Here is a 23,017-nt window from a genome sequence, read left to right as displayed (position 1 = left end):
CAGCGGGATCGAGGATCTGGTTGGTAATATGCGCTGCCTGGTCACGCAGGTGGAGCCGGGCACGAGCATCGCGACGATGATCGAGCTATATGAGATGACCCCTTACCGTCACGCGGCGAGCTATGTCGGGGAAACCCACAAGTTTCATGTCCTGCACAGCCGGCCGGTCTTTCCCGCCCTGATCCTGATGGAGCCCCTCAGCCACGCGTTTGAGGAATATATCACCCGTGTCAACCGGATGTATCCCCTCTCGCGCGCAACGCCCCACAGCCGTTATGTCGGGGAAATCTATGACAGCCGGGATAACGACGAAATCCGAAAAGTCCTGGAGGATCAGGCGGCCCGCTTCGAATATAAGGGAGAGGTTGAAAACCCCTTCTACGCCGCCGACGGGTTCCTCTTCACCATGCCATCGGATTTTACCGGCAATCGCATCGGCTACAGCGGCCATGATTTCAACGACCCGGACAGCCTCGGTCTCGGCGGGCGCTATGAACTGACCCCGGCGGAGCAGGGCGAGCTTGATGAGGCGGCGGCCTTCGCCGAAAGTTCCGGCGTGGGCGAACTTCTTCTCGGGGTGGATCATATGGCGACCCGTATTCTCGCCGCGGATCGGGAGGATGCGATCCTCGAATTCCTGACCCATGTGCCTTATTATTTCTGGGGCGCCTATAATATCATGGACATGAACTCCTCGACCAACGTCAATCGCAATGGCTCGGTCCTGGATGACAAGCTCTCTCCGGCGAAGGTGTTCACCGCCAACAATACACCCTCCTTTGTCAACAGCTTCGAGAACCGGCCCATGCCGACGGAAACCTTCGTGCGCAATTACGGGCGGCGGATGCATCATGTCGCGATCGAGGTGCAGGACGGCGATCATGCAACGGGCGAGAAGAATGTCGATTTCGTCGTGGACGCCCTGAAAGAAAAAGGCGTGGCCTTCCTCGCCCATGTGGTCGGGGAATGCAAGGATGAGCCGAACCTCAAGCAGATCTTCTCGAAACATTCGAAAAACACCATCCTGATCACGGAATATGTGGAGCGTTGCCACGGCTTCGACGGCTTTTTCACCAAGGACAATGTCGCGGCGCTCACCGCGGCGGCGGGGCAGGATGAGCAATTCAAGCATGGACAGATTTTCGATTAAGGACAGCCCGGATGATCATAAGAACTATCAGAAAATCGATTTTCAGGAAGGACATGGGCACGATTGCCCGGAAGATTTTCTTTGCGATTTCCGCCCTCGGCCTGCTGCTGGTCTTTGCCATTCATTTTTTCTGGCCACCCGTTGTCTGGTTTTTATGGTTGCTGATCCCTTATATCGCCCTCGGTCTCTATGATATGCATTTCGCCGAGCATAACGTGCTCCGGAATTATCCCGTCATCGGGCATCTTCGCTATGCGCTTGAGTTTATCAGCCCGGAAATCCAGCAATATTTCATCGAGACGAACGAGAGCGGACGCCCCTATAACCGGATGCAGCGCGATCTTGTCTATGCGCGGGCGCATAAGGGCCTCGATACCCAGCCTTTCGGCACCCAGTGGGATATTCTGGAAGTCGGCTATCAGCGGGCCAGTCATTCGCTTGCGCCCAAGCATGTCGATCCGGACAAGGCGCGGGTGGTGGTCGGCGGCCCGCACTGCAAGCGACCCTATAATGCCTCCCGCCTGAATATCTCCGCCATGAGTTTCGGCGCGCTCAGCCCGAACGCCATTCATGCGCTGAATGCCGGGGCGAAAATCGGCGGCTTCGCCCATAACACCGGGGAAGGGGGGCTCAGCCCCTATCACCTGGCGGGTGGCGGCGATATCATCTGGCAGATCGGCACCGGTTATTTCGGCTGCCGGAGTGATGAGGGGAATTTCGACGCCGAAAAATTCAAGGTCAATGCCAACCGTGACATCGTCAAGATGATCGAGATCAAGCTCTCCCAGGGGGCCAAGCCCGCCCATGGCGGTGTCCTGCCCGCAGCGAAAGTGGATGAGGAAATCGCGAGAATTCGCGGCGTTCCTGCCCATAAAACGGTTATCTCGCCGCCTGCGCATTCCGCTTTTTCCACGCCGGAGGGATTGCTGGCCTTTGTCGAACAATTGCGGGAAATGACCGACGGCAAGCCCATCGGCTTCAAGCTCTGTATCGGCAACCGGAGCGAATTCATGGGCATCTGCAAGGCGATGCTGAAAACCGGCATTACCCCTGATTTCATCACCGTGGACGGAGCGGAGGGCGGCACCGGCGCCGCGCCGCTTGAATTCACCAACCGTCTTGGCGTCCCCATCGATGAGGGGCTGACCTTCGTGCATAACTGCCTCGTCGGGATTGGCCTGCGCAAGGACATCCGCATCATCGCGAGCGGCAAGGTGGTCACCGGTTTCGACCTGATGGAGAAAATCGCCCTCGGCGCGGATATGTGTAACGTCGCCCGGCCGATGATGTTCGCGCTTGGCTGTATCCAGTCGCTTCGGTGCAATACCAACACCTGCCCGACAGGGATTGCAACCCAGGACCAGACGCGGGCGCGGGCGGTGGATGTCTCCATCCGCAAGCAGCATGTCGCCAATTATCATGACGCGACGATTGAAAGCTTCCGCGAGCTGGTGGGTGCGATCGGCCTTGACGATCCGGAGGATCTGACCCCGCATCATATATTCCAGCGGGTCGCCGATCATACGGAACGGTCATCTGAGGAAATCTATGACTATCTTGATGAACGCGAACTGCTTTCGGAGAATATCCGGCCGAGTTATCAACTTGACTGGAACAAGGCCCGTGCGGAAGCGTTCTAGCCACCTATTGCAGGATTGCCGCGTCTTTCAGGGCGTTTGAAATCTCCGTCACCGTGACCACGCCGACGATATCCTCGGCGATGCCGGCATCCGGCGCGGTGGAGACGAGCGCGATATCAGCACCGTTTTGCCGCAGCTTCTGCAACACATCGACCATGCCGGCTGTTTCGGTGACAATCACATAATGCTCCGGCGCACCAACGGAGGTAAGGGCTTCTTCAGGGCGGCCCCTGTCCACAAAGCGTCGCTCCGCCGCCGTGATCCGTCCCTCCCGTGTCCAGATAACGATCCCGGGGCTGTCGGGTGCGGCGTCACCCTCAGGCAGGGCTGTGAAATTGCGCGTCATGATATCCTTGATCTGTTTCGCCGCGAGGAAAGCGGAATTCATCCCCTCCGGCACCGCATGGCCGCGTCGGTTGAGCTTCAGGGTATAGATGCTGGCGGGGGATAGTTTCCGGCGCAGGGCGTAGGCCGTCGTCGCACAGAGAATGGTCGGCAGCGCCGTGTTGTAGTCACCCGTCATTTCGGCCAGCATAACGATGGCGGTAAAGATCGCGCCAGTGGTCGAGCCGACCATCGCCGCCATCCCTGCAATGGCGAAGACCGGAATGCCAATGCCGGTTTCCGGAAAGACAGACTGGACTATCGTGCCGAATGCCGCGCCCAGGGTCGCCCCCATGTAAAGGGACGGCGAGAAGACCCCGCCCGAGGCACCGGAGCCAAGCGTGAGGCAGGTCGCCACCAGCTTGAGCGCGAACAGCAGGAGCAGGAACCACGGATCGGACAGCGCATTGGTCAGCACATCCAGAATGGTCGCATAGCCGACCCCTTCGAGGTAATATTCCCCCGCATAGCGCTGCATCAGGTAGATCATGATCCCGACGATCAGCATACCCAGCATATGGCGGCTGTAGTAATTTCCGGGCATCGCATCGAAGCGATCCTCCGCCCAGTAGATCGCCCGCACGAACAGCGTTCCGGCAAGGCCGCAGATCAGGCCGAAGGGAATAAACAGGATCAGTCCCCAGGCCGGGGAAATCCCGAAATCGGGGATTTGCAGGGCCGGGACCTCAAAGCTGGGGTAAGCGCCGAGGAGAAGCCGTCCGATATAGGTGGCAACAACCGTCGCAATGGAGACGATCACGATACTGAAGGCGTTGACAGACACCAGCAGCAGTTCCACCGCGAACAAGACCCCGCCCAGAGGCGCATTGAAAGTCGCGGCGATGCCCGCGCCGGCACCCGCCGCCATCAGGATGACCCGCTGGCGTGTCGGCATGGCGACCCAGCTTCCAACCATCGAGCCGAAGGTCGCGCCGATCTGGATGATCGGTCCTTCGCGTCCGATGGCGCCGCCGCTGCCGATGGAAAGGGCAGAGGCAAGGGACTTCACGATTACGACAACCGGGCGGATGCGCCCCTCGTTATAATAAACCGCATCCATCACCTCCGGTACGCCGTGGCCCTTGGCCTCCGGCGCGAAGGTTTTCACCAGCCAGGCGACGCCCACCGCGCCGACCACCGGCACCAGGATCACCCAGGCGCCCCAGACATCGGTCGGCGTATGGATATTGGCGTCATAATGAAAGCTGAATTGCTTGAGGAACAGGAGATTGTGGAAAAAGCCGATGAGCATCCGGAAGACCCACGCCCCGACACCGCCAATGATACCGACAAAGACAGCAAGGACACAGAGAAGCACGATGCTGCGATTTTCATTCTCCGGCATTAAATCCCCCTCAATTACGCTGATCGGGCGCATCATACCCTTTTTGCCAATCGGATAAAGTGTTTATAGATCCGCAAGGGAATTTTGGCGCCTAACCGTAAACCGCCGTTCCCCAAAGCTGGTTATGGGTATAGCGCGCGCCATGGGCGAAGCCGAGGGGGAGGATTTTTTCAATCTCGGCAAGGTCCGCCGCTGTAAGATTCATGGCATCGGCGTCCGCACATTCCTGTAAATGATCCGCGCTGCGGGTGCCGGGGATCGGCACCATGTCGCCTGCCTGCGCCAGTACCCAGGCAATGGCGAGGGTCGCGGGCGTTACGCCCTTGTCCGCCGCCATGGCGTTGAAGGGCTCAAGCGCCTTCATATTGTAGGAGAAATTCGGCTCGATAAAGCGGGGGTTGTTCTTCCTGAAATCCGTCTCGGTGAAAGTCGCGGGATCGAGCGGCTTCTGGCTGAAGATACCGCGCCCGACGGGGGAGAAGGGAACGAAGGTCGTGCCCAGCTCCTGACAGGCCTGCACCATGCCAAGCTCGGGCAGGCGGGTCCAGATCGAATATTCGCTCTGGACGGCCATCACCGGATGCACCGCATGGGCGCGGCGCAAGGTGGTCGGTGCAATCTCGGAAAAGCCGAAGCCGCCGATCTTGCCTTCCTTCTTGAACTTGACGAGTGTCTCCACGACCTCCTCGACCGGGCGGGTCTGGTCCTGCCGATGGATATAGTAAAGCGCCACATGCTCGACGCCGAGACGTTTAAGTGATTTCTCAAGTTCACCGCGTAAATAGTCTTCACTGTTATCAAATGTGCGTTCCGTTGCGCCAGGTTCGCGCTTGATGCCGCCCTTGGTCGCGATCTTGAAGAAGTTCGGGTGATCCTTGATGAAGGCGCCAATGACTTCTTCCGACTTGCCCGCGCCATAGACATTGGAGGTGTCGAGGAAATCGACCCCGAGGTCCATCGCCTTGGCCAGCGTCGCATGGCTTTCCTTGATGTCCGTGGCCCCATAAAATCCGGCAAAACTCATACAGCCAAGGCCAACGGCCCCCACCCTCAATCCGTCACTTCCAAGCGGTCGCTTCTGCATTTAACAACATCCCTTTTTTCAGCGTCTTGTTTTTTATCCAATAATGTTACTATGTTAGGATCACGGCGCAAGCGGTTAAAAAAATAAATAGAAGGAGCCGACCCCATGCATAAACTTGAATTTTTCTTCGATTGTTCCAGCCCCTGGACTTATCTGGCCTTTGAAAGCCTGCAGCAGATGGCGGCGCGGCAGCCTGATCTGGACATCAGCTATCATCCGTTTCTTGTCGGCGGCGTGTTCAACACGGTCAATCCGTCGGTTTATGCCTCGCGCGAGAACCCGGTGGTCCCGAAGCAGCGCTATATGCAGAAGGATTTGCAGGACTGGGCGGAGTATGTCGGCATCAAGATCATCCCGACGTCGAAGCTGCCTATCTTCCCCGTCAATAGCGTGAAAGCCATGCGCGGCGCGTTCGTGGCGATAGAGGAAGGGTGTATCGTTCCTTATGCCCGCCGGGTGTTTGAGCGTTACTGGAGTGAGGGCGCGGATATCTCGCAGGTTGATGTGATAGAGGGGATCGTTGCCGATGTCGGGCTGGATAAAGAGAGTTTTTTCGAAAAGATCAACGATCCCGTCTATAAGGACAAGCTGAAAGACACCACGGCGGAGGTGATCGAGCGGGGCGGCTACGGCACGCCGACCATGTTCCTCGATGGCAGCGATATGTATTTCGGCAATGACCGCTTCCCGCTGATCGAAGCAAAGCTGGGCGGACAATAATCCGATGATTGATCTTTATTATTGGCCGACGCCGAACGGCTGGAAAATCTCCATCGCGCTTGAGGAGATGGACCTCGACTACCGCGTCATGCCGATCAATATCGGCAAGGGCGAACAGTTCGAGCCGGATTTTCTCAAAATCAGCCCCAATAACCGCATGCCCGCCATTATCGATCAGGACCCGGCAGATGGCGGAGAGCCGATTTCGGTCTTTGAGACCGGGGCGATCCTGATTTACCTCGCCGAGAAGTCGGGTAAATTCATGCCGGACGATATTCGCGGGCGCAAGGAAGTCATCGAATGGGTGATGTGGCAGATGGGCGGCCTCGGCCCGATGCTCGGCCAGAACGGGCATTTCAAATTCTACGCGCCCGAACAAATCCCGTATGCGCAGGAACGCTACTCGACGGAGGCGCTCCGGCTCTTTGATGTGCTGAATACCCGGCTGGAGGGGCGGGACTTTATCTGCGGCGACTATTCCATCGCCGATATGGCCTGCTGGCCGTGGATCATCACCTACAAGCGCCAGGAGATCGATTTGGGTGAGTTTCCCAATATTCGCCGCTGGTATGACGCCCTGAAAGCGCGCCCGGCGCTTCGGCGCGGGTATGAGGTCGGGCGGGATCTCGGCAAACCGACCGGAAAATGGAGTGAGGAAAGCCGCAAGAACCTGATGGCGCAGCGCCGGCCCGCGAAGAGCTGATTATCTGCCTATGACCGAGGCGGCGGCCTATGCAAGCCTGTTCGTCAGCGCCTTTCTCTCGGCGACGCTGCTGCCCGGCACGTCAGAGGCCGCCTTCGCGCTGTTATTAAATGAGGGGATTGGCGCGCCGCTCTGGCTTCTGATTGCGGCGGTTACCGGCAATGTGCTGGGATCGGTGGTGAACTGGTTCCTCGGGCGGTTCTTCGCGGAGTTCAGGGACCGGCGATGGTTTCCCATAAAGGAGACGCATTATGACCGCGCGGTCCACTGGTTCGACCGCTACGGGAAATGGTCGCTGCTGCTCGCCTGGGCGCCGATTATCGGCGATCCGCTGACCATCGTGGCGGGGATGCTGCGCGTGCCCTTCTGGCTCTTCCTGATACTGGTGAGCATCGGAAAACTAGCGCGGTACCTGTTTATTCTTCAGGTCGCGCTAATCTGGATGGGGTAGTCAGTCGAGACGGTCGGCCTCAAGATACTGACCGGCGGTCCAGCCAACCATGCCGTTATACTGGATATTGCACCATTTGCGGCGGGTCTCGACCTTACGAATGGCGGTCGTGGAATTGCGCCATTCAAGATAAGGCATGCCGACATGACAGCCAAGATTGACAATCCCGTTGGTTTCCCCCTGGAGGGCTCCGATCTTCTTCGCCTTGATCGACGGGTCTTTACGGACATTCAGCGTGGCGCCCGGTTTCATCTTGACCTTGAAATATTCGGGATTATCCACATCCGCGCTTGCCGTTGAGGCGAGGGGGACAACTGCGGCACTCAGGCCCGCAGCCATAACGCCGATCCGAAGGGCGGTTTTAACAGTAGAGATCGCTTTCATCGCGGCAAATGCATCCTGTATATGGCTCACAATACACCTCATCGGGTTAGTAATCTAAATTGACAGTTCCCGATGATCAACCAAAGTTATTAAAAAACGGTTGTTAAGAAAGGTTAACAATTTGTGAAAAGAATATACAGGACGTTTTTGGGGGGTCCGGCGCAGTATTCTTTCGCCGATTTCCCTGGTTTCTATGCGATTGTTCCGCCGCCCGGTTTCACCCGGATGAGTGATCCTGTCAGGCGCCGAAAGGGTAAGTTCTGGATTTCATGAAGGAAAATTCCTTTTACCTGGCGAATTTCACCACCGTTAACCATGAATTCAATAATGGCCTGTAATGCGTTGTTTTTTATTAAAAATTTTTTCTATTATTTTTTCATCATATCCCCCGAATGGGGTATGAAATCGCAACCTTCATTCGATATTCTCTCCATATTGACAGTCTGTTCCTTGTCACCGCTCTGGCCGGACAGACGAACTTTATGGATAGTGAAATGCCTCTGAACGAGATTGGTGCGGATATACTTTTCGCAAGCGATGAAAGCGATACGCTTTTCATCAACGCCGTCCAGCATGATCCGGCGGCCATCGAAATTATTAAGAATTTCCCCCATATGCTCGGAAACGAGGGGGAGGAATTTATCGCATTTGCGTCTCTTGACGCCGAACCGGTTGATATGGACATCCTTGTCTATGCCGAGGAAGAGACATTCGATCTCGATCAGATTATTGCCACCGCCCCCTCGGAAGATGCCGAACCCCCGTCTTCGCTCCCGCTCGAAGAGGCGTTGCCGGAAATCGCCGGGGACAACATCGATCTCGATCAGCTTTTCGATGTTATCCAGATAAGCGCCGCCCCGTCCTATACGGATACCACATATCTTGAAACCGCCATGCCGGGTACCACCGCCGATGCCGCGCGGGAGATGGCCCTGATGGATAGCTCAAGCCTGACCTCATCCGTGCTCGATGGCCTCGATCCCAGTGCAGGGATTGATGATATCTTCAAGAAACTGGTTCTCGCCGACGAAAGCTGAGCCCTGCTCACCCTCTAAAGCGGTAGGCGGTCACATAGGCTTTGACGCGGTTCTCCATTCGGCTATCATTCCCCAAAACTAGAAAAATAAAATGGGGAAGAGATGACCGTGATCGACGATACCAATGTATTCCTGCCCGACCTTTGGTCCACCCATGCCACCTTCAGCCCGGAAAAAGACGCTCTCATCTGCGGTGATGAACGGCGGAGTTGGGGTGATTTCGATAAAAATATGAGCCGGATCGCCCATGCCCTTATTAATCGCGGGATTGGCCGGGGTGATAAGGTCGCCGTGCTGGTCAGCAATAATATCGAGGCGGTGGAGATTATCTATGGCGTCGTGCGGGCCGGGGCCTGCGTGGTGCCCTTGAGCGGCTTGCTGACGGCGGAGCAGCTTGCCGTGCTGATCGATGACTGTGATGCGTCCTTTCTGATCGCAACGGAAAGCTATCTCGACCGGATTACCGAAATCCGGGGCAAGCTTCCGAAAATTGCGCCGGAGAATTTTGTCGCGGCGGACTTCACCGCCGACGGCTGGCTCGATTTTGAAAGCTTCCTTGGGCATGCCGCCGATACGATGCCGACGGTCACCTATCGATTGGAGGATGATTTCAACATCATCTACAGCTCCGGTACCACGGGACTGCCGAAGGGGATTGTCCAGACCCACCGCGCGCGGCAGCACTGGTCCTACAGCAACGCGCTTGAGCTTCGTTTTCACAGAAATGCGGTGGCGATGACGACAACCTCGCTTTATTCCAACGGCACCTGGCTGATGATGCTGCCAATCCTGTTTGTCGGCGGCACGCTCGTCATCATGCCCGAATTCAGCCCGAAGGCGCTTCTGGAAACGGCGGTCGCCCATAAGGTCACCCATACCTTTATGGTTCCGACACAGTTTATCGTCACCCTCGATCATCCGGAGTTCGACAACTACGATCTCAGCCAGCTTGAGACGGTGCTCTGCGCCGGATCGCCGCTCCGGCCCGACACGAAGGCGGAGGTGTTGAAGCGCCTGACGCCGAACCTGACCGAGTTGTATGGCTGTTCCGAAGGGTTCGGGTCCATGTGCAATCCCGATATGCACGCCGTCAAGCCGGGGAGTGTCGGCAAGCCGGTGCTGGGGTTCGATCTTAAAATCTTCGATGATGATGGCAATGAACTGCCGCGCGATGAGGTCGGGGAGATTTGCGGCTATGGCGCGGGGATGATGAAGGAATATTACAAGCGCGATGACCTGACGGAGGCGATTACCGTCCGCGACCGTCACGGGCGCAGCTTCCTGCGCTCCGGTGATATCGGCCGCATCGATCAGGACGGCTATCTCTATATCATGGACCGCAAGAAGGACATGATCATCTCCGGCGGCTTTAATATCTTCCCGGCGGATATCGAGGCGATCATCGGCGAGCATCCGGATGTCCTCGATGTGACGGTGATCGGCGTGCCGCATGAAAAATGGGGGGAAACCCCGCTCGCGCTTGTCATCGGGCGGGACGGGATCGAAGATACCACCGAAATTGTGAAATGGGCCAATGACCGCCTCGCCAAGAGCCAGCGGATCAGCGGGGCGGAACTTCGCGTGGAATTCCCGCGCAATGCGCTTGGGAAGGTGGTAAAACGGGAACTTAGGGATCCCTACTGGACGTAACCTAAAAAAATCAGGAAGGAAAGCAGATGCGCTCGGAAAAAGTGATGTTTGACGGAACCGGGGGCAAGCTGGCGGCACGGCTGGATCTGCCGGTTGGCACCCCGCTGATGTATGCCCTCTTTGCCCATTGCTTTACCTGCTCGAAGGACGTGTTTGCGGCCTCGCGCGTCTCTGCGGCGCTCACCAGCCTCGGCATTGCCACCCTGCGCTTTGATTTCACGGGCCTTGGCGAGAGTGACGGGGAGTTTGAGAATACCAACTTCACCTCCAATATCGCCGATCTCCTCCAGGCGGCGGAATTCCTTGGCGAAAAGTATGAGGCCCCGAAACTCCTGATCGGGCATAGCCTCGGCGGGGCGGCGGTTCTGGCGGCGGCGGGAGATATTCCCTCGGCGAAGGCGGTGGCGACCATCGGCGCGCCCTTCGATCCGGCCCATGCCGGGCAGCATTTCATCGATCAGCATGACCAGATCAAGAAGGACGGCGTGGTCAAGGTCGATATCGGCGGACGCCCCTTCAATGTCAGCCGCCAGTTTCTGGAGGATATCGAGGATCAGGCCCAGGCGGAAAAACTCCATCATTTGCGAAAAGCCCTGCTGATCTTCCACAGCCCCCTCGATAATATCGTCGGGATTAATAATGCGACGAACATCTTTGTCGCGGCGAAGCACCCCAAAAGCTTTATCTCCCTCGACAAGGCCGATCATCTGTTGAGCCGGAAGGAGGACGCGCAATATGTCGCGGAAGTGATCGCGAGCTGGGCGAGGCGGTATATTCCTGAACTTTCGCAGAACATGCCGAAAACCCGCCTGAAGCCGGAAGCAGGAGAGACCCTCGTCGTCGGCGCACCGCCGGCGAAATTCCTGCAATATGTCGAGAGCAACGGCCATTCGCTGCTCGCGGATGAACCGCTCAGCTATGGCGGCACCAATCGCGGCCCGTCGCCCTATGACCTGCTGCTGTCCAGCCTCGGTGCCTGCACCTCGATGACGATCAGGATGTATGCGGACCGGAAGAAATGGCCGCTGGAGAATGTCGCCGTAAAACTCCAGCATAAGAAAATCCATGCGGAGGACTGCGCCGACTGCGAGACGACGGACGGTAAAATCGATGTGATGACACGGGAAATAGAGCTGACCGGCGACTTATCCGACGAACAAAAGAGCCGGCTGATGGAAATCGCCGATCGCTGCCCGGTACATAAAACCCTGCATTCGGAAGTGAAGATCGAGACATCGATGGCCTGACGGCGGGGCGGGGCACCCTTTTTAGTCTATCGCCTGTCGCCGGATAGGGTCACCGTCAAGGGCCCCACCGCGATTTTGATCAAGAATCACTGAATCAACCGATTCAAAACACAGTTTCGCCATGATTGTATTAGATAATCATAAATTGGATAAAGTTTTACCCAAATGCATCCTAAATACCACAGAATTTAGTCTCCTGAAAATTCCTTCCCCCGACCGCTTTCAAAATTAACGATATGTTAATATTTCCCTGAGATATTATCTACAGGACCATTGTAACCATCGTTTTTGTATCGCGTATCGATGTAAGGATATTTTCTAGTGACGGAGCAATTTCATAAGCATTTCGGCGTTATTCTCGCCTTTGTCGCGGCGCTGTTTGCGCTGCTGTTTTTCTGGACCTATCAGGTTTACTCCCTGAATGCGCCGGCCAGATGGCTTGACGCGGACCAGCATTTTGCCGACACCACCAATAATAATGAACAGGTGATGAGCCTTGTCGGTTTCCATAATATGATCCACAACTTTAAGGATTATCTTCTGCGGGGAGAGGCGGAAGACAAGGAGAATTTCTTCAAGCATTTCGATGACGCCCGGGAAGAGCTTGATATCCTGCGCGCCCATTTCGGCGCCGAAGTCGAGAATGAGGTGCTGGCGATCGATGCGACCTTGCGCGATTATTTCGTTTCCATCAACCGGGTGGATCAGCTGCGCGAGGAAGGCAAGTCGATCGCCGAGATTGATAGCACCATCTCCCTCAATGACGCTGCTGCCTTTGCGGCCTTTCGCACAATCCTCGATCTTTATGAGGAAGAGAAGGCGGAGGTCCGCACTCTCGTCCTTGGCGCGATGGATCAGGATCGCGATAATCTGCAATCCCTTTATACGACTCTGTTTGCCATTGGCCTGCTGCTCGCCATTGCCGTTGTGATGGGCCTGCGCTTTGAATATCTGAAACGCCGGGCACTGCAGGAGAAATCTGAAACCAAATCGCTGCTGGAAAGCTTCCTAGATTATTCGACGGTGCCGTTCCTGATCGCCGGTCCGGACAAGATCATTCGCCATTGCAACAAGGCGGCGGCGCAACTCCTGGAGACGAAGCCCGCCAATCTCGTCGGCGCATCGCTCGCGCAGATTATCGATGCCGATCTGCCCGTGAGCGAGGCAAAATCCTTCGAGAGCGGACGGATCAAGCGGATTGCCACGGTGATCGAGCTGCAAAGCGGTCGCAAGCTGCCGGTACGTGCCGATTTTTCAACCAACCGGGATGGCACCATGCGGATTGTCGCGCTGTTCGATCAGAGTTCGGAGCTTAAAATCCGCGAGCGTATCCTGTTCGAGGCGGAGCACAAGCTGACCAACGATACCATCGATGGGAGCCTGTCCATCCGCCGTGATATCCAGAAATTCAACGATCTTGTCGCGGAATTCACCGACCATATCGGGGAGGACAAGAAGGGTTTTGCAAGCCGGGCGCTTGATATCGCGCAGTCGCTTAAATCCCATGTCGCCGATTTTGTCTCGCTTTCGAACCCGGTGACGGAAGGACGCCTCGCCGTCAATCTGGGCAGGCCGGCCTCGCAGAAGATCAGCGAGACGATCTCCACGACCCTCGACAAGTTCGACAAGGCGATCCAGGATCATCAGTTGATGTTCAACTGGGTCAATCATGTGCCGGAGGGACGGGAGATCGATTTTCCCGCGCAGCTTCAGCGCATCCTGAATAACCTTGTCAGCAACGCCGTCAACTACACCAAGCCGGGCGGAGCGATCAAGATCACCACCTCGCTGGAGGCGGAGCATCTGATGCTCAAGATCGAGGATACGGGCATCGGGATCGAGGAAGAGGATATCCCGCGCATTTTTGAACGCGGCGTGCGCATGAAGAATGCGGCGCAGATGTGCGGCGGCCTCGGCATCGGCCTTAGCGCCGTGCAGGAAACCTTGCGCAATCTCGGCGGGGAGATCACCTGCAATTCCTATGCGGGGATCGGATCGGACTTTGTGGTGAAAATTCCAGTGGCGCCGCAGCCGGGGGCCTTGGGCATCATGACGACGGCATCGGCCTCCTAGAGGCGGGCGACGCTCTTCTCCATCAGGATGTCGGCAATATGGGCGCTCAGCCATTTGCTGTGATCGAGATACCGCTCTCGCGCGAGTTTTTCATTGGCAGAGAGCAGCAATTCCTTCACCTCGTTATGATCGCGCAGGCAACGCTCCTTCTGCTCGGCCTCGATATGACGCATGGCCTCAAAATTGGCGCGCTGAATAATATCGCGGAAGGAAAGGCCGGTCTCCTGCAGCTTGCTATTGCCGTTCAGGATAAACAGGCTGCGATGAAACTTCTCGTCCGCTTCCGCCCAGGCGTCGGGATCATCGCTTCGAAGCGCGGTCTCCTCGCCGGATAACGCATAGAGAAGCGGCATGATGTCGGTCCGTGATAATTTGCGAGTACAGATATTGCCGATGGCCTGCAATTCCAGCCCGGCGATCACCTGATAATATTCAGCAAGCTCGCCCGCGCTGAGCGCAAGAATGCGGATCCCGCGCTTGGGGACGATCACCACCACCTTTTCCGTCTGCAGGCGCAGCATGGCCTCCCGGATCGGGGTGCGGCTCATATTCAGCTGGCGCTCGATCTCCGGAATATTGATGAAGCTGTCGAGCGGAATTTTGCCCGCATTGATCTCCGCCTTGATGGCCGAATAGGCCATGTCGGTCAGCGATTGCTTCCTCGGCACCAGAGACGGCCGTGCTTTATATTGCAGGACAGATGTCATAATGCCCGCAGTCTGCCACTGCGGTGGTTGAGAAAGGGTTAATTAAACGCAGGATTTTAGTGGATTTTACAAAAAATTTTTGAAAGTTCCGAATTGGCGAAAGAGGGGTCAGGCGCGCCATTTCAGGAAGTATTTTTCCGCTTTGCCGATAACCCAGGCGAAGATCAGCCCGATGCAGGAGAGGATGGCAACGCCGGTGATCAGCTGGTCCGTCGCCATCAGGCTCCCCGCGATCAGGATATAGGCGCCGATGCCGTATTCGGCGGCGATCATTTCGGCGGCGACCAGCAGGATAATGGCGATGGCGGCGGAAATCCGCGCGCCGGAGAGAATGGCGGGCAGGGCGCCCGGCAGGATGATTTTCCGAATAATCGACAGGCGCGAGAGGCCGAAGGACTGCCCCATGCGGATCAGCCCGCGGTCCACATTATCGATCCCGCCATAGGTCGCGATCACCGTCGGGAAAAAGGTGCCGAACAGGATGGTGGCGACCTTCGATCCCTCCCCAATACCGAACCAGATGATAAACAGCGGCAGAAGCGCGATTTTCGGGATCGGGAAGATTGCCGAGACGAGCGGCTGCAATCCAGAGCGGGCAAGCGAAAACAGCCCGATCAAGGTGCCGACAATAATACCGAGCAGGGTGCCCGAAAACCAGCCGAGCAGAAGCCGCTGCAGGGAGGCCGCGAGATGCTGCCAGAGCAGCCCCGTGTTCAGGAGGTTCATGAAGGCCTCGAACGCCTCCGACGGGGCGGGGAGGATGAGCGGGCCGATAAAGCCCGTGCGCGAGCCCCATTCCCAGAAGGCAATCAGCGCAATAAAGACAATCGGCGCGATAATTTTCTTCGGTTTTGGCAAGAAGCCGCCGCCCCGGAACGGAACCGGCTTTCCTGCTTTTTGATTGCCGGTCGTCTTATCGCGCATCAAGAAGCTCCCTGTCAGCGGCGCGGGCCTCATCGCGCATCAGGGTCCAGAGACGCTTCTGGATCGACTCCAGCTCCGAATTTTCGCCTGTGCGGGCGGAAAGCGGCATGTCGATCTCGACGATATCGCGGATTTCACCGGGACGGCGGGAGAGCACGACGATCTTGTGGCCGAGGCGCACCGCTTCGGCGAGGTTATGGGTAACGTAAGCGGCGGTGTAGTTCTCCTTCTCCCACAGATCGACGAGATCATCCATGAGCAATTCTCGCGTCTGGCTGTCGAGGGCCGACAAGGGTTCATCCATCAGCAGCACGGCGGGGCGGACGGAGAGGGCGCGGGCGATAGCGACGCGCTGCTTCATCCCGCCCGAAAGCTGGCGCGGATAGGCGGTGCGGAAATCGGCGAGCTTCGTGCGGGCAAGCACGTCGGCGATGATTTCCTCGCGCATGGTGGCAGAAAGCGCATGATCCTCAAGGGCGAGGCTGACATTGCCTTCCACCGTGCGCCAGGGAAGGAGCGCGAAATCCTGAAAAATATAGGTGAGCGGGTTGAGGCAATCTGCGGGTGGCTCGCCGATTTGCAAAACCTCGCCCGAGGTCGGGCGCTCCAGCCCGCCGATCATGCGCAGCAGCGTCGATTTCCCGCAGCCCGACGGCCCGATAATGCAGACAATCTGGCCCTGTTTGATCTCCAGATTGATATCGCGAAGGACCTCAACCTCATCATAACGATGCGTAATATGGCGTAGGCTGAGATCCATCGGCTATTTAGAATGTCTCGACATAGTCTGTGTTGACCAAAGTCTCAATCGTGATGCTGTCCTTGACCAGCCCTTCGGATTTGAACCAGTCAAGCTGGTCCGTCACATTGGTGAGGTTGAGCGCGGCACCCTTATTGATGCGCATGGCGCCGTTGCGGATCGACGGGCCCGCCTTTTCGATCGGCCGGTCGGCATAGACATATTTATGGATGAGCTCGACCATCGCGGTGGCCCCGTCTTCCCCTTCGGTCTTGTCGACAAGCGCCGCGTTGAAATCATCCGCGCCCTTGGAGAAGGCGGCAAGGAAGCGTTTCACGAGGTCCGATTTATTTTCCGCATTCTCGGTGGAGGTAAAGACCGTGGTCACCTGATAGTCCGGGATATAGTCCGCGACCATGCCGATCTGGACAATTTCCGGACCCTTCGAGATTGCCTTGGCGATATGCGGCACGATGGACCAGCTATCGACCTGCCCGGATTTCAGCGCGCCGATGATCGCGCCGACCTTCTGCAAGGAGACCAGCTTCATGTCGGATGTGGAAAAGCCTTCCTTCTCGGCGATTTTGGATGCCATGTAGTGAAAGGACGAACCGGCCTGCGTGATGCCGAAGCTGCGGCCTTTCAACTGCGCGGGGCTGGTGACACCTTCGTCATAGGCGGTTTTGGAGACAAGAATGATCTGGCCGTCGATGCCGGGTTCTTCCTGCAGCGCGCCGCCGATCACTTTAATTGCGCCTTTGTCGGCCAGGTTAATCAGTCCGCCGGAAATCGCGGTGATCCCGAAATCCACATCGCCCGAGGCAATGGCGACCGCCATCGGCTGCGCGGCCTGGAAGAATTTGAACTCGACCTCCAGCCCTTCGTCAGTGAAATAGCCCTTTTCATAGGCAACAAAGCTCGGCGCGTGGGACGTGAAGCGGAGCGCGCCAACGGTGATCTTGTCGGCGGCGGCAGCGGAGAGCGTCGTGCCCCCGATTGCGGTAAGGGCGACAAGGCCCCCAAGGAGCGCCTTTTTGAACGACCGTCTTGATATCGACATCATGGAATTATTCCTCCCGAAAGGACTGTTTTATGCAGTGTATGATTTTGGCCCTTATCTACTTGGATATTCCGTCGGGAGTCAATTGGAAACGGCAGGTCTATTGGCCCGTGATCCAGCTTTTTTGCACCCTCATCTTCGCGTCCATCAGAACCAGATCGGCGCGGTATCCGGGCGCGATCCGTCCATGTGACGACGTAAGCCCGAGAAAGGCCGCCGGGCTCTCTGTCGCCATCTGCACGGCATATTCCAGCCGGAGATCAAGCAGGTTCACCGCATGTCGAACTGCCGCCGCCATATCGAGGGCGGAACCGGCGAGCGTGCCATTCGGCGTGGTCAAACGACCGTCCTTTAGGGTAATCTCTGTACCGCCAAGAGTGAGGCGGGTCTCCTCCGTGCCAACGGTGGACATGGCGTCGGTGACCAGCATCATGTGATCGACACCCTTTGCGGCAATCGCCGCCTTCAGCGTCGCCGGATGCACATGATGACCGTCATTGATAAAGCCGCAATAGCATTCCGAAAAATTCAGCGCGGCGCCGATCAGGCCGGGGGCCCGGCTCTCCATCGGAGGCATCGCGTTATAAAGATGGGTAACGCCGGTAAGCCCGGCCTCCATCGCCGCCTGCATCTCCTCAAAGCTTGCGGTGCTATGCCCGGCGGAGACATGAACGCCTTTCGCCGTCAGTTTCCGAATGATGTCATGCGGTACTTTTTCGGGCGCGAGCGTTACCAGCACCTGACCCAAGTCCCCCGCCGTCACGAGATCGACAAAACGTTCCTCAATATCGCGAATATGCGCTGCGTCATGCACACCCTTGCGCGCCGGATTCAAATACGGCCCTTCAAAATGAATGCCGAGGATGCCGGGCATCCCTTCTGCGATAGCCTCCCGGATCAGCGCGGCGACACGCTCCATCTTCTCCCAGCTATCGGTGATCAGGGTCGGCAGCATCGCCGTGGTGCCGAATTTTCGGTGGGCCGCGGCGATTGTCGCGATATCCTCAACGCTTTTTGCGTCGTTCAGCATCATGCCGCCGCCGCCATTTACCTGTGTGTCGATAAAGCCGGGAAGAAGGCGGCCGCCCTTTAAATCCTCCAGCTCATACCCATCCGGGATATCCGTCTCCTGGCAGGTTCCCTCAATCACACCGTCAGAGACCAAGAGCGCCGTATCCTGTCGCCAGTCATGCCCGACAAGAAGGGAGCCGTTGAAAAATGCCGTCTTCATGCGCGCGCCTTGCCGGTCTTGTTGATGAGCCCTGTCCGGTTGTTGATCAGGCGGAGTGCGCCATCAAAGACATCGCCCCGGGCCTGCGCCACATAGCGGCCATGGGCCTTGTCGAGCCAGGGGCGGATCGGGTCGGCCAGTCCGCCGATATGATGGATTTCCGTCACGCCCCGTCGCACAAGGGCGCGGATCAGCTGGTTAACCTCCTCGGCGATGGTCCGGACGAGATTTTTGGCGACTTCATCCTCTTTCTCCGCATATTCGATGACAAGGCCTGCGAGCGCGCCATAGTCGGCGGGCCGGGCGGTGCGCGCCCAGCCGGAAACCTCCGCCGGGTGAGTGCCGACTTCCGCGAGCAGTTTCTTGCAGAAGGGGGAGGAGGGCAGGATATCGTCATAGGCCTGCAAGGCGCGGCGCACCGCAAGATGACCGAGCCGCGCGCCCGACCCCTGATCGGAGACCGAAAAACCCCAGCCGCCGATATAGAATTTCTCATCCCCCGTCACCGCAAAGGCGCAAGAACCCGTGCCGGTGATCAGCAAGCCGCCATCCCCGCCTGCAAAGGCCCCGAGCTGGGCGACGAAGGCGTCGGTCTCTGCGGTCATGGAGGCGAAGGGATGCGGGATATGCGTAAATTCATCGCGCCGCTCCTGCTCGATCAGGCCCGCGATGGCAAGCCCCGCATGTAGCCGGGAGAGGGGGATCGTCGGGCCCTCCCGCCGGGCGAGGGCATCGCGGGTGGCGCGGAATATCTCGCTCAGCACTTCCTTCAGCCCGAGGGAGGCATTGGCCGGCCCGCCGAGCCCCTCGCTCAGCACCACGCCATCCTCGTCATAGAGCCGGACGCGGCAATTGCTGCCGCCGCAATCCGCCGCCAGATAGACCGGTGTATCCTCTGATCCTGTCATGAGATGTGCTGCCCGCCCCCGACTTAAAGAATTTTCTTATTCCCTTTGTTCCAAATTGAAATTCGGATCAAGGGCCTGTGCCTATAGTATTGCAAAAAAAACAGGCTGCAATGCCATCCTTCGTAATTTTAGGGTCAGGGCCCGAAAAATGAAAACGCAAGTCGCGATAATCGGGAGTGGCCCGTCGGGCCTCCTGCTGGGTCAGCTGCTTCATCGTCAGGGAATTGACAATATTATCCTCGACCGGGTGAGCCCGGAATATATCCTCGGCCGTATTCGCGCCGGGGTGATCGAGCAGGGCTTTGTCGAGCTGATGAAGGAGGCGGGCGTCGCCGATCGGATGCTGCGGGAGGGGGAAATCCATCACGCGGTGGAGATTGCCGTTCATGGCGAGTATCACAGCATTAATTTGACGGAACTGACGGGCGGGAAATCCGTCACGGTCTACGGCCAGACGGAAATCACCCAGGACCTGATGGAGGCGCGCAACGCCTCCGGCCAGCTGTCCTTCTATGAGGCGGAGAATGTCCAGCCCCATGACATGAAAAGCGATCGGCCCTATGTAACGTTCGAGAAAGACGGCGAAAAACACCGGATCGATTGCGACTATATCGCCGGTTGCGACGGCTTTCACGGCGTCTGCCGCGAGAGTATTCCAAAAGGCGTACTGACCGAGTATGAGCGGGTCTATCCCTTTGGCTGGCTTGGCCTTCTCGCCGATACGCCACCGGTCAATTTCGAGCTGATCTATGTGAAAAGCGATGAGGGATTCGCGCTGTGCAGCAAACGCTCCGCGAGCCGGAGCCGTTATTATGTTCAGGTGCCGCTCGATGAGAAGGTCGAGAACTGGTCCGATGACCGCTTCTGGGACGAGTTCAGGCGCCGTATCCCGGAGGATGCCGCCAATAGGCTGGTGACCGGCCCGTCCATCGAGAAGAGCATCGCGCCGCTCCGGAGCTTTGTGGTCGAGCCGATGCAGTATGGCCGCCTGTTCATGCTGGGCGACGCCGCGCATATCGTGCCGCCGACAGGGGCGAAGGGCCTCAATCTCGCGGCGAGCGACGTCAACACGCTCTATCGCATCCTGCTCAAGACCTATAAGGAGGGGCGGAAAGACCTGACAGAGCGCTATAGCGAGATCGCGCTCCGCCGGGTCTGGAACGGGGTGCGCTTTTCCTGGTGGATGACCAATATGCTGCATCATTTCTATCGTGACAGCATCGAGGACAAGATCCGCGATTCCGAACTGAATTTCTTCCTCGCCTCCGAGCATCGCCGCCGCATCCTCGCCGAGCAATATGTCGGCCTGCCCTATGAGGATGTTGAGTAGGAAGATCTACCAGACGCCAAAATAGATGCCGCGCTTTTGCGCGCTGTCGGTCTTCTTCTCGATCTCTTCATGGCGAATCCCGATACTATACTTGGTTGTGTCATACTTTGCGACTAATATTGAGGCCTGACGAAAGTTATTTGGGAGGAGTTGCTATGCGAAACGGATATCAAGTAGATTTCTTAGGTAGTGGCCACAAAATTGAGCTTCCTCAGCCGGGGCTGGCCGTTCAGGCGGACATTCTACAGCCACCTGGGCTGCCTGAAGGTGAGCTTGTGATTCCTTATATCAATTACTCGCTCATAATGAGCCGCAGCACCAAGCAGGCCTTGTACTCGGCGGCTAACGTCAATCTGAGCAAAATGCAAAAAGTCCCGAGCAAGAAGGGGCGAAACTGGTTTGTTGACGGTCGGGTTGGCGCGAGCAATCAAATTCCGAACTATCCATACGTAGGCACTCAGTGGGATCGGGGACATTTAACGAGACGAACTGCCGTCACATGGGGCGATGACTCCGATTACGCCACAAGGGCAAGTAACGACAGTTGCGCCTACACAAATGCCTGCATGCAGCATAAAAACTTCAACGAAGATGACTGGCGGGCGATTGAACTACTGGTCTCAAGCTTCACTTCTGCCGATAAACTAAACGTTATGACGGGTCCGATTTTCACGAGAGCTGATCGTTATTATACTCGAGAGTTTGAGGATTTTCCTGTGAGAATCCCAGCAGCTTTTTGGAAGATCGTCACTTATGTAGGTGAAAGTGAAGATGAAGGGATGGGACTGAGAACTCAGGCATATATATTTTTCCAGGACTTGCCCAGTATCAAAGACCCTAAGGGTCGTGCGAGGATTCGACTGAAGGATATGCAGGTAACGACTACGGAAATTTCGCTATGGACCGGCTTGGAGTTCGATAGTGCTCTTTTTGAGAGCAACCCTCTGAAGTTTTATAGCGGTCCTGAGGTCATTCCGATTAAGGAACGCAACGCACTGTTGAAAAAGCATGCTAATCTACTGGAGCTTGATGCAGGTATCACTAGCGATATATCTGTGCGTGAGGCGAGAGAGAAATTTCCTTTGGAAGATTTTTACGAGATTATTTCTGAGGTGGGTTGGGTATAGCCGTGACCCTCTCCTCATAACTTGCTCTAAAATGAAGTTATGAGGGGAGAGCATGTGACTAAGGTTTGACATATTATAATCCCTACCAGACGCCAAAATAGATGCCGCGCTTTTGCGCCGTATCCGTCTTCTTCTCGATCTCTTCATGCGACGTTGTCGTGCGGTTGCGCCGGTGACGGAGCCAGTGGTTGAGCCGTTCTTCCATCTCGGTGCGGATTTCCTTGTGCAAATCACTTTCCCCAAGATCGATTAGCTCGTCCGGGTCCTTTGACAGGTCGAAAAGCTGCGGGCGGAAATTATCGTAGGAGATATATTTCCACCGTTCGGTCCGGAGCATATAGGCACGGGCCTGATCCGGCGGAAGTTGAAGCGACAGGCGCGCGCCGCGCCAGGAATAATCCGCCTCGCTTATCACGAAATCGCGCCATTCGGAACTGTTGTCCCCCTCCAGAAGCGGCAGGAAGGATTTCCCCTCCAGCAAATGCGGTTTTGCCTCTCCGCCGAGGGCGCCAATAAAGGTCGGGATCAGGTCAATTGCCTCGATCAGAGTTTTAAACTCGCTTCCCCGCGTGCCATCACATTCACTGCCCGGATGGCTGACGATCATCGGAATGCGGACGCTTTCCTCATGGAACATTTCCTTCTCGCCAAGCCAGTGATCGCCGAGATAGTCGCCATGATCGCTGGTGAAGACAATCAGCGTATCATCGAGCCGTCCCTGTTCCTCAAGGAAGGTCATCAACCGACCGATATTATCGTCAATTTCCGTGATCAGCCCCATATAGGCGGGGATCACATGGCGGCGCTTGTCTTCATCGGAGAAATTGACGCTTTCCTCATGCGCCATAAAGGCCTCGATCACCGGATGCGGATTTTCGCGCTCTTTCTCTCCGCGATTGGCGGCCATCACATCCTTTTCCGTATACATATTGTGATAGGGCTCAGGCGCGATATAGGGCCAGTGCGGCTTGATATAGCTGAGATGAAGGCACCAGGGCGTCTCGGCAAGCTCGGTGATCTTCGTCATCGCACGGTCCGTCATATAGGCGGTTTCCGAATGCGCCTTGTCCACCCGCGCGGGCAGATGCGCATTGCGGAGGTACCAGCCGCTCACCACCTCGCC

General features: G+C 57.0%; 21 protein-coding genes. 11 read left to right on the top strand and 10 right to left on the bottom strand.

Features of this window, described 5'->3' with window-relative positions; translation table 11 throughout:
- Both P1U71_RS14600 and P1U71_RS14595 read left to right on the top strand, forming a co-directional pair.
- Positions 1–1,150, top strand: a 1,150-nt coding sequence (locus tag P1U71_RS14600) for a hypothetical protein (protein ID WP_301106357.1), incomplete at its 5' end; no start/stop codon positions are given.
- Positions 1,151–1,161: 11 nt separating this feature from the next.
- Positions 1,162–2,790, top strand: coding sequence for an FMN-binding glutamate synthase family protein (locus tag P1U71_RS14595; protein ID WP_301106356.1), 1,629 nt, complete (start codon positions 1,162–1,164; stop codon positions 2,788–2,790).
- A 4-nt stretch (positions 2,791–2,794) separates the two neighbouring features.
- On the opposite strand, the gene P1U71_RS14590 is transcribed toward P1U71_RS14595, so the two are convergent.
- Positions 2,795–4,519: a chloride channel protein gene (locus P1U71_RS14590; RefSeq protein ID WP_301106355.1), complete on the bottom strand. Its 1,725-nt coding sequence runs from the start codon at positions 4,517–4,519 to the stop codon at positions 2,795–2,797.
- A gap of 91 nt (positions 4,520–4,610) precedes the next feature.
- On the bottom strand, positions 4,611–5,603 hold the full coding sequence (locus tag P1U71_RS14585; protein WP_301106354.1) for an aldo/keto reductase: 993 nt from the start codon (positions 5,601–5,603) through the stop codon (positions 4,611–4,613).
- A 105-nt stretch (positions 5,604–5,708) separates the two neighbouring features.
- On the opposite strand from P1U71_RS14585, the gene P1U71_RS14580 reads away from it, so the two are divergent.
- From P1U71_RS14580 to P1U71_RS14570, 3 genes are read left to right on the top strand one after another with little or no spacing between them, the layout of a single operon-like run.
- Entirely contained in the window at positions 5,709–6,323 is a 615-nt protein-coding gene (locus tag P1U71_RS14580) for a 2-hydroxychromene-2-carboxylate isomerase (protein WP_301106353.1), read from the top strand.
- Positions 6,324–6,327: 4 nt separating this feature from the next.
- A complete protein-coding gene (locus P1U71_RS14575; protein ID WP_301106352.1) occupies positions 6,328–7,026 on the top strand; it encodes a glutathione S-transferase N-terminal domain-containing protein in 699 nt (232 codons plus the stop codon).
- A gap of 10 nt (positions 7,027–7,036) precedes the next feature.
- Positions 7,037–7,477, top strand: coding sequence for a YqaA family protein (locus P1U71_RS14570; RefSeq protein ID WP_301106351.1), 441 nt, complete (start codon positions 7,037–7,039; stop codon positions 7,475–7,477).
- On the opposite strand, the gene P1U71_RS14565 is transcribed toward P1U71_RS14570, so the two are convergent.
- The gene (locus tag P1U71_RS14565) at positions 7,478–7,891 is read right to left on the bottom strand and encodes a hypothetical protein (protein ID WP_301106349.1); all 414 of its coding nucleotides are present in this window, start codon (positions 7,889–7,891) and stop codon (positions 7,478–7,480) included.
- 452 nt (positions 7,892–8,343) lie between these two features.
- Between P1U71_RS14565 and P1U71_RS14560 the strand changes: the two genes are divergently transcribed.
- The 4 genes from P1U71_RS14560 (at position 8,344) to P1U71_RS14545 (ending at position 13,868) form a co-directional block, all read left to right on the top strand.
- Positions 8,344–8,898, top strand: coding sequence for a hypothetical protein (locus P1U71_RS14560; RefSeq protein WP_301106348.1), 555 nt, complete (start codon positions 8,344–8,346; stop codon positions 8,896–8,898).
- Between the two features lie 102 nt (positions 8,899–9,000).
- A complete protein-coding gene (locus P1U71_RS14555) occupies positions 9,001–10,548 on the top strand; it encodes a class I adenylate-forming enzyme family protein (protein ID WP_301106347.1) in 1,548 nt (515 codons plus the stop codon).
- A gap of 26 nt (positions 10,549–10,574) precedes the next feature.
- The gene (locus P1U71_RS14550) at positions 10,575–11,795 is read left to right on the top strand and encodes an alpha/beta fold hydrolase (protein ID WP_301106346.1); all 1,221 of its coding nucleotides are present in this window, start codon (positions 10,575–10,577) and stop codon (positions 11,793–11,795) included.
- A gap of 321 nt (positions 11,796–12,116) precedes the next feature.
- Positions 12,117–13,868, top strand: coding sequence for an ATP-binding protein (locus P1U71_RS14545; protein WP_301106345.1), 1,752 nt, complete (start codon positions 12,117–12,119; stop codon positions 13,866–13,868).
- Here P1U71_RS14545 and P1U71_RS14540 read toward each other — a convergent pair.
- The 6 genes from P1U71_RS14540 to P1U71_RS14515 form a co-directional block, all read right to left on the bottom strand.
- Positions 13,865–14,575, bottom strand: coding sequence for a GntR family transcriptional regulator (locus tag P1U71_RS14540; RefSeq protein WP_301106344.1), 711 nt, complete (start codon positions 14,573–14,575; stop codon positions 13,865–13,867). The genes P1U71_RS14545 and P1U71_RS14540 overlap by 4 nt on opposite strands.
- Before the next feature lie 108 nt (positions 14,576–14,683).
- Positions 14,684–15,499 (bottom strand): ABC transporter permease, encoded by an 816-nt coding sequence (locus P1U71_RS14535; RefSeq protein WP_301106343.1) that lies wholly within the window; start codon positions 15,497–15,499, stop codon positions 14,684–14,686.
- Complete coding sequence (locus P1U71_RS14530) at positions 15,489–16,259, bottom strand: ABC transporter ATP-binding protein (protein ID WP_301106342.1); 771 nt, start codon at positions 16,257–16,259, stop codon at positions 15,489–15,491. The genes P1U71_RS14535 and P1U71_RS14530 overlap by 11 nt, the downstream gene beginning before the upstream one ends.
- Before the next feature lie 7 nt (positions 16,260–16,266).
- The gene (locus tag P1U71_RS14525; protein WP_301106341.1) at positions 16,267–17,301 is read right to left on the bottom strand and encodes an ABC transporter substrate-binding protein; all 1,035 of its coding nucleotides are present in this window, start codon (positions 17,299–17,301) and stop codon (positions 16,267–16,269) included.
- A 97-nt stretch (positions 17,302–17,398) separates the two neighbouring features.
- Positions 17,399–18,529: an N-acetylglucosamine-6-phosphate deacetylase gene (nagA, locus tag P1U71_RS14520; protein WP_301106340.1), complete on the bottom strand. Its 1,131-nt coding sequence runs from the start codon at positions 18,527–18,529 to the stop codon at positions 17,399–17,401.
- Positions 18,526–19,437 carry a BadF/BadG/BcrA/BcrD ATPase family protein gene (locus P1U71_RS14515; RefSeq protein ID WP_301106339.1) on the bottom strand — a complete coding sequence of 304 codons (912 nt, stop codon included), beginning with the start codon at positions 19,435–19,437 and terminating at the stop codon, positions 18,526–18,528. The genes nagA and P1U71_RS14515 overlap by 4 nt, the downstream gene beginning before the upstream one ends.
- A gap of 148 nt (positions 19,438–19,585) precedes the next feature.
- Between P1U71_RS14515 and pobA the strand changes: the two genes are divergently transcribed.
- Positions 19,586–20,767: a 4-hydroxybenzoate 3-monooxygenase gene (pobA, locus tag P1U71_RS14510; protein WP_301106338.1), complete on the top strand. Its 1,182-nt coding sequence runs from the start codon at positions 19,586–19,588 to the stop codon at positions 20,765–20,767.
- Between the two features lie 155 nt (positions 20,768–20,922).
- Positions 20,923–21,894 carry a DNA/RNA non-specific endonuclease gene (locus P1U71_RS14505; protein WP_301106337.1) on the top strand — a complete coding sequence of 324 codons (972 nt, stop codon included), beginning with the start codon at positions 20,923–20,925 and terminating at the stop codon, positions 21,892–21,894.
- A gap of 82 nt (positions 21,895–21,976) precedes the next feature.
- On the opposite strand, the gene P1U71_RS14500 is transcribed toward P1U71_RS14505, so the two are convergent.
- The coding region (locus P1U71_RS14500; protein ID WP_301106336.1) for a sulfatase-like hydrolase/transferase at positions 21,977–23,017 on the bottom strand (1,041 nt) is incomplete at its 5' end.

Origin of the sequence: Sneathiella sp., assembly GCF_029233945.1 — a bacterium.
GTDB lineage: Bacteria > Pseudomonadota > Alphaproteobacteria > Sneathiellales > Sneathiellaceae > Sneathiella.
This window is presented reverse-complemented; position numbering and strand designations above follow the sequence as displayed.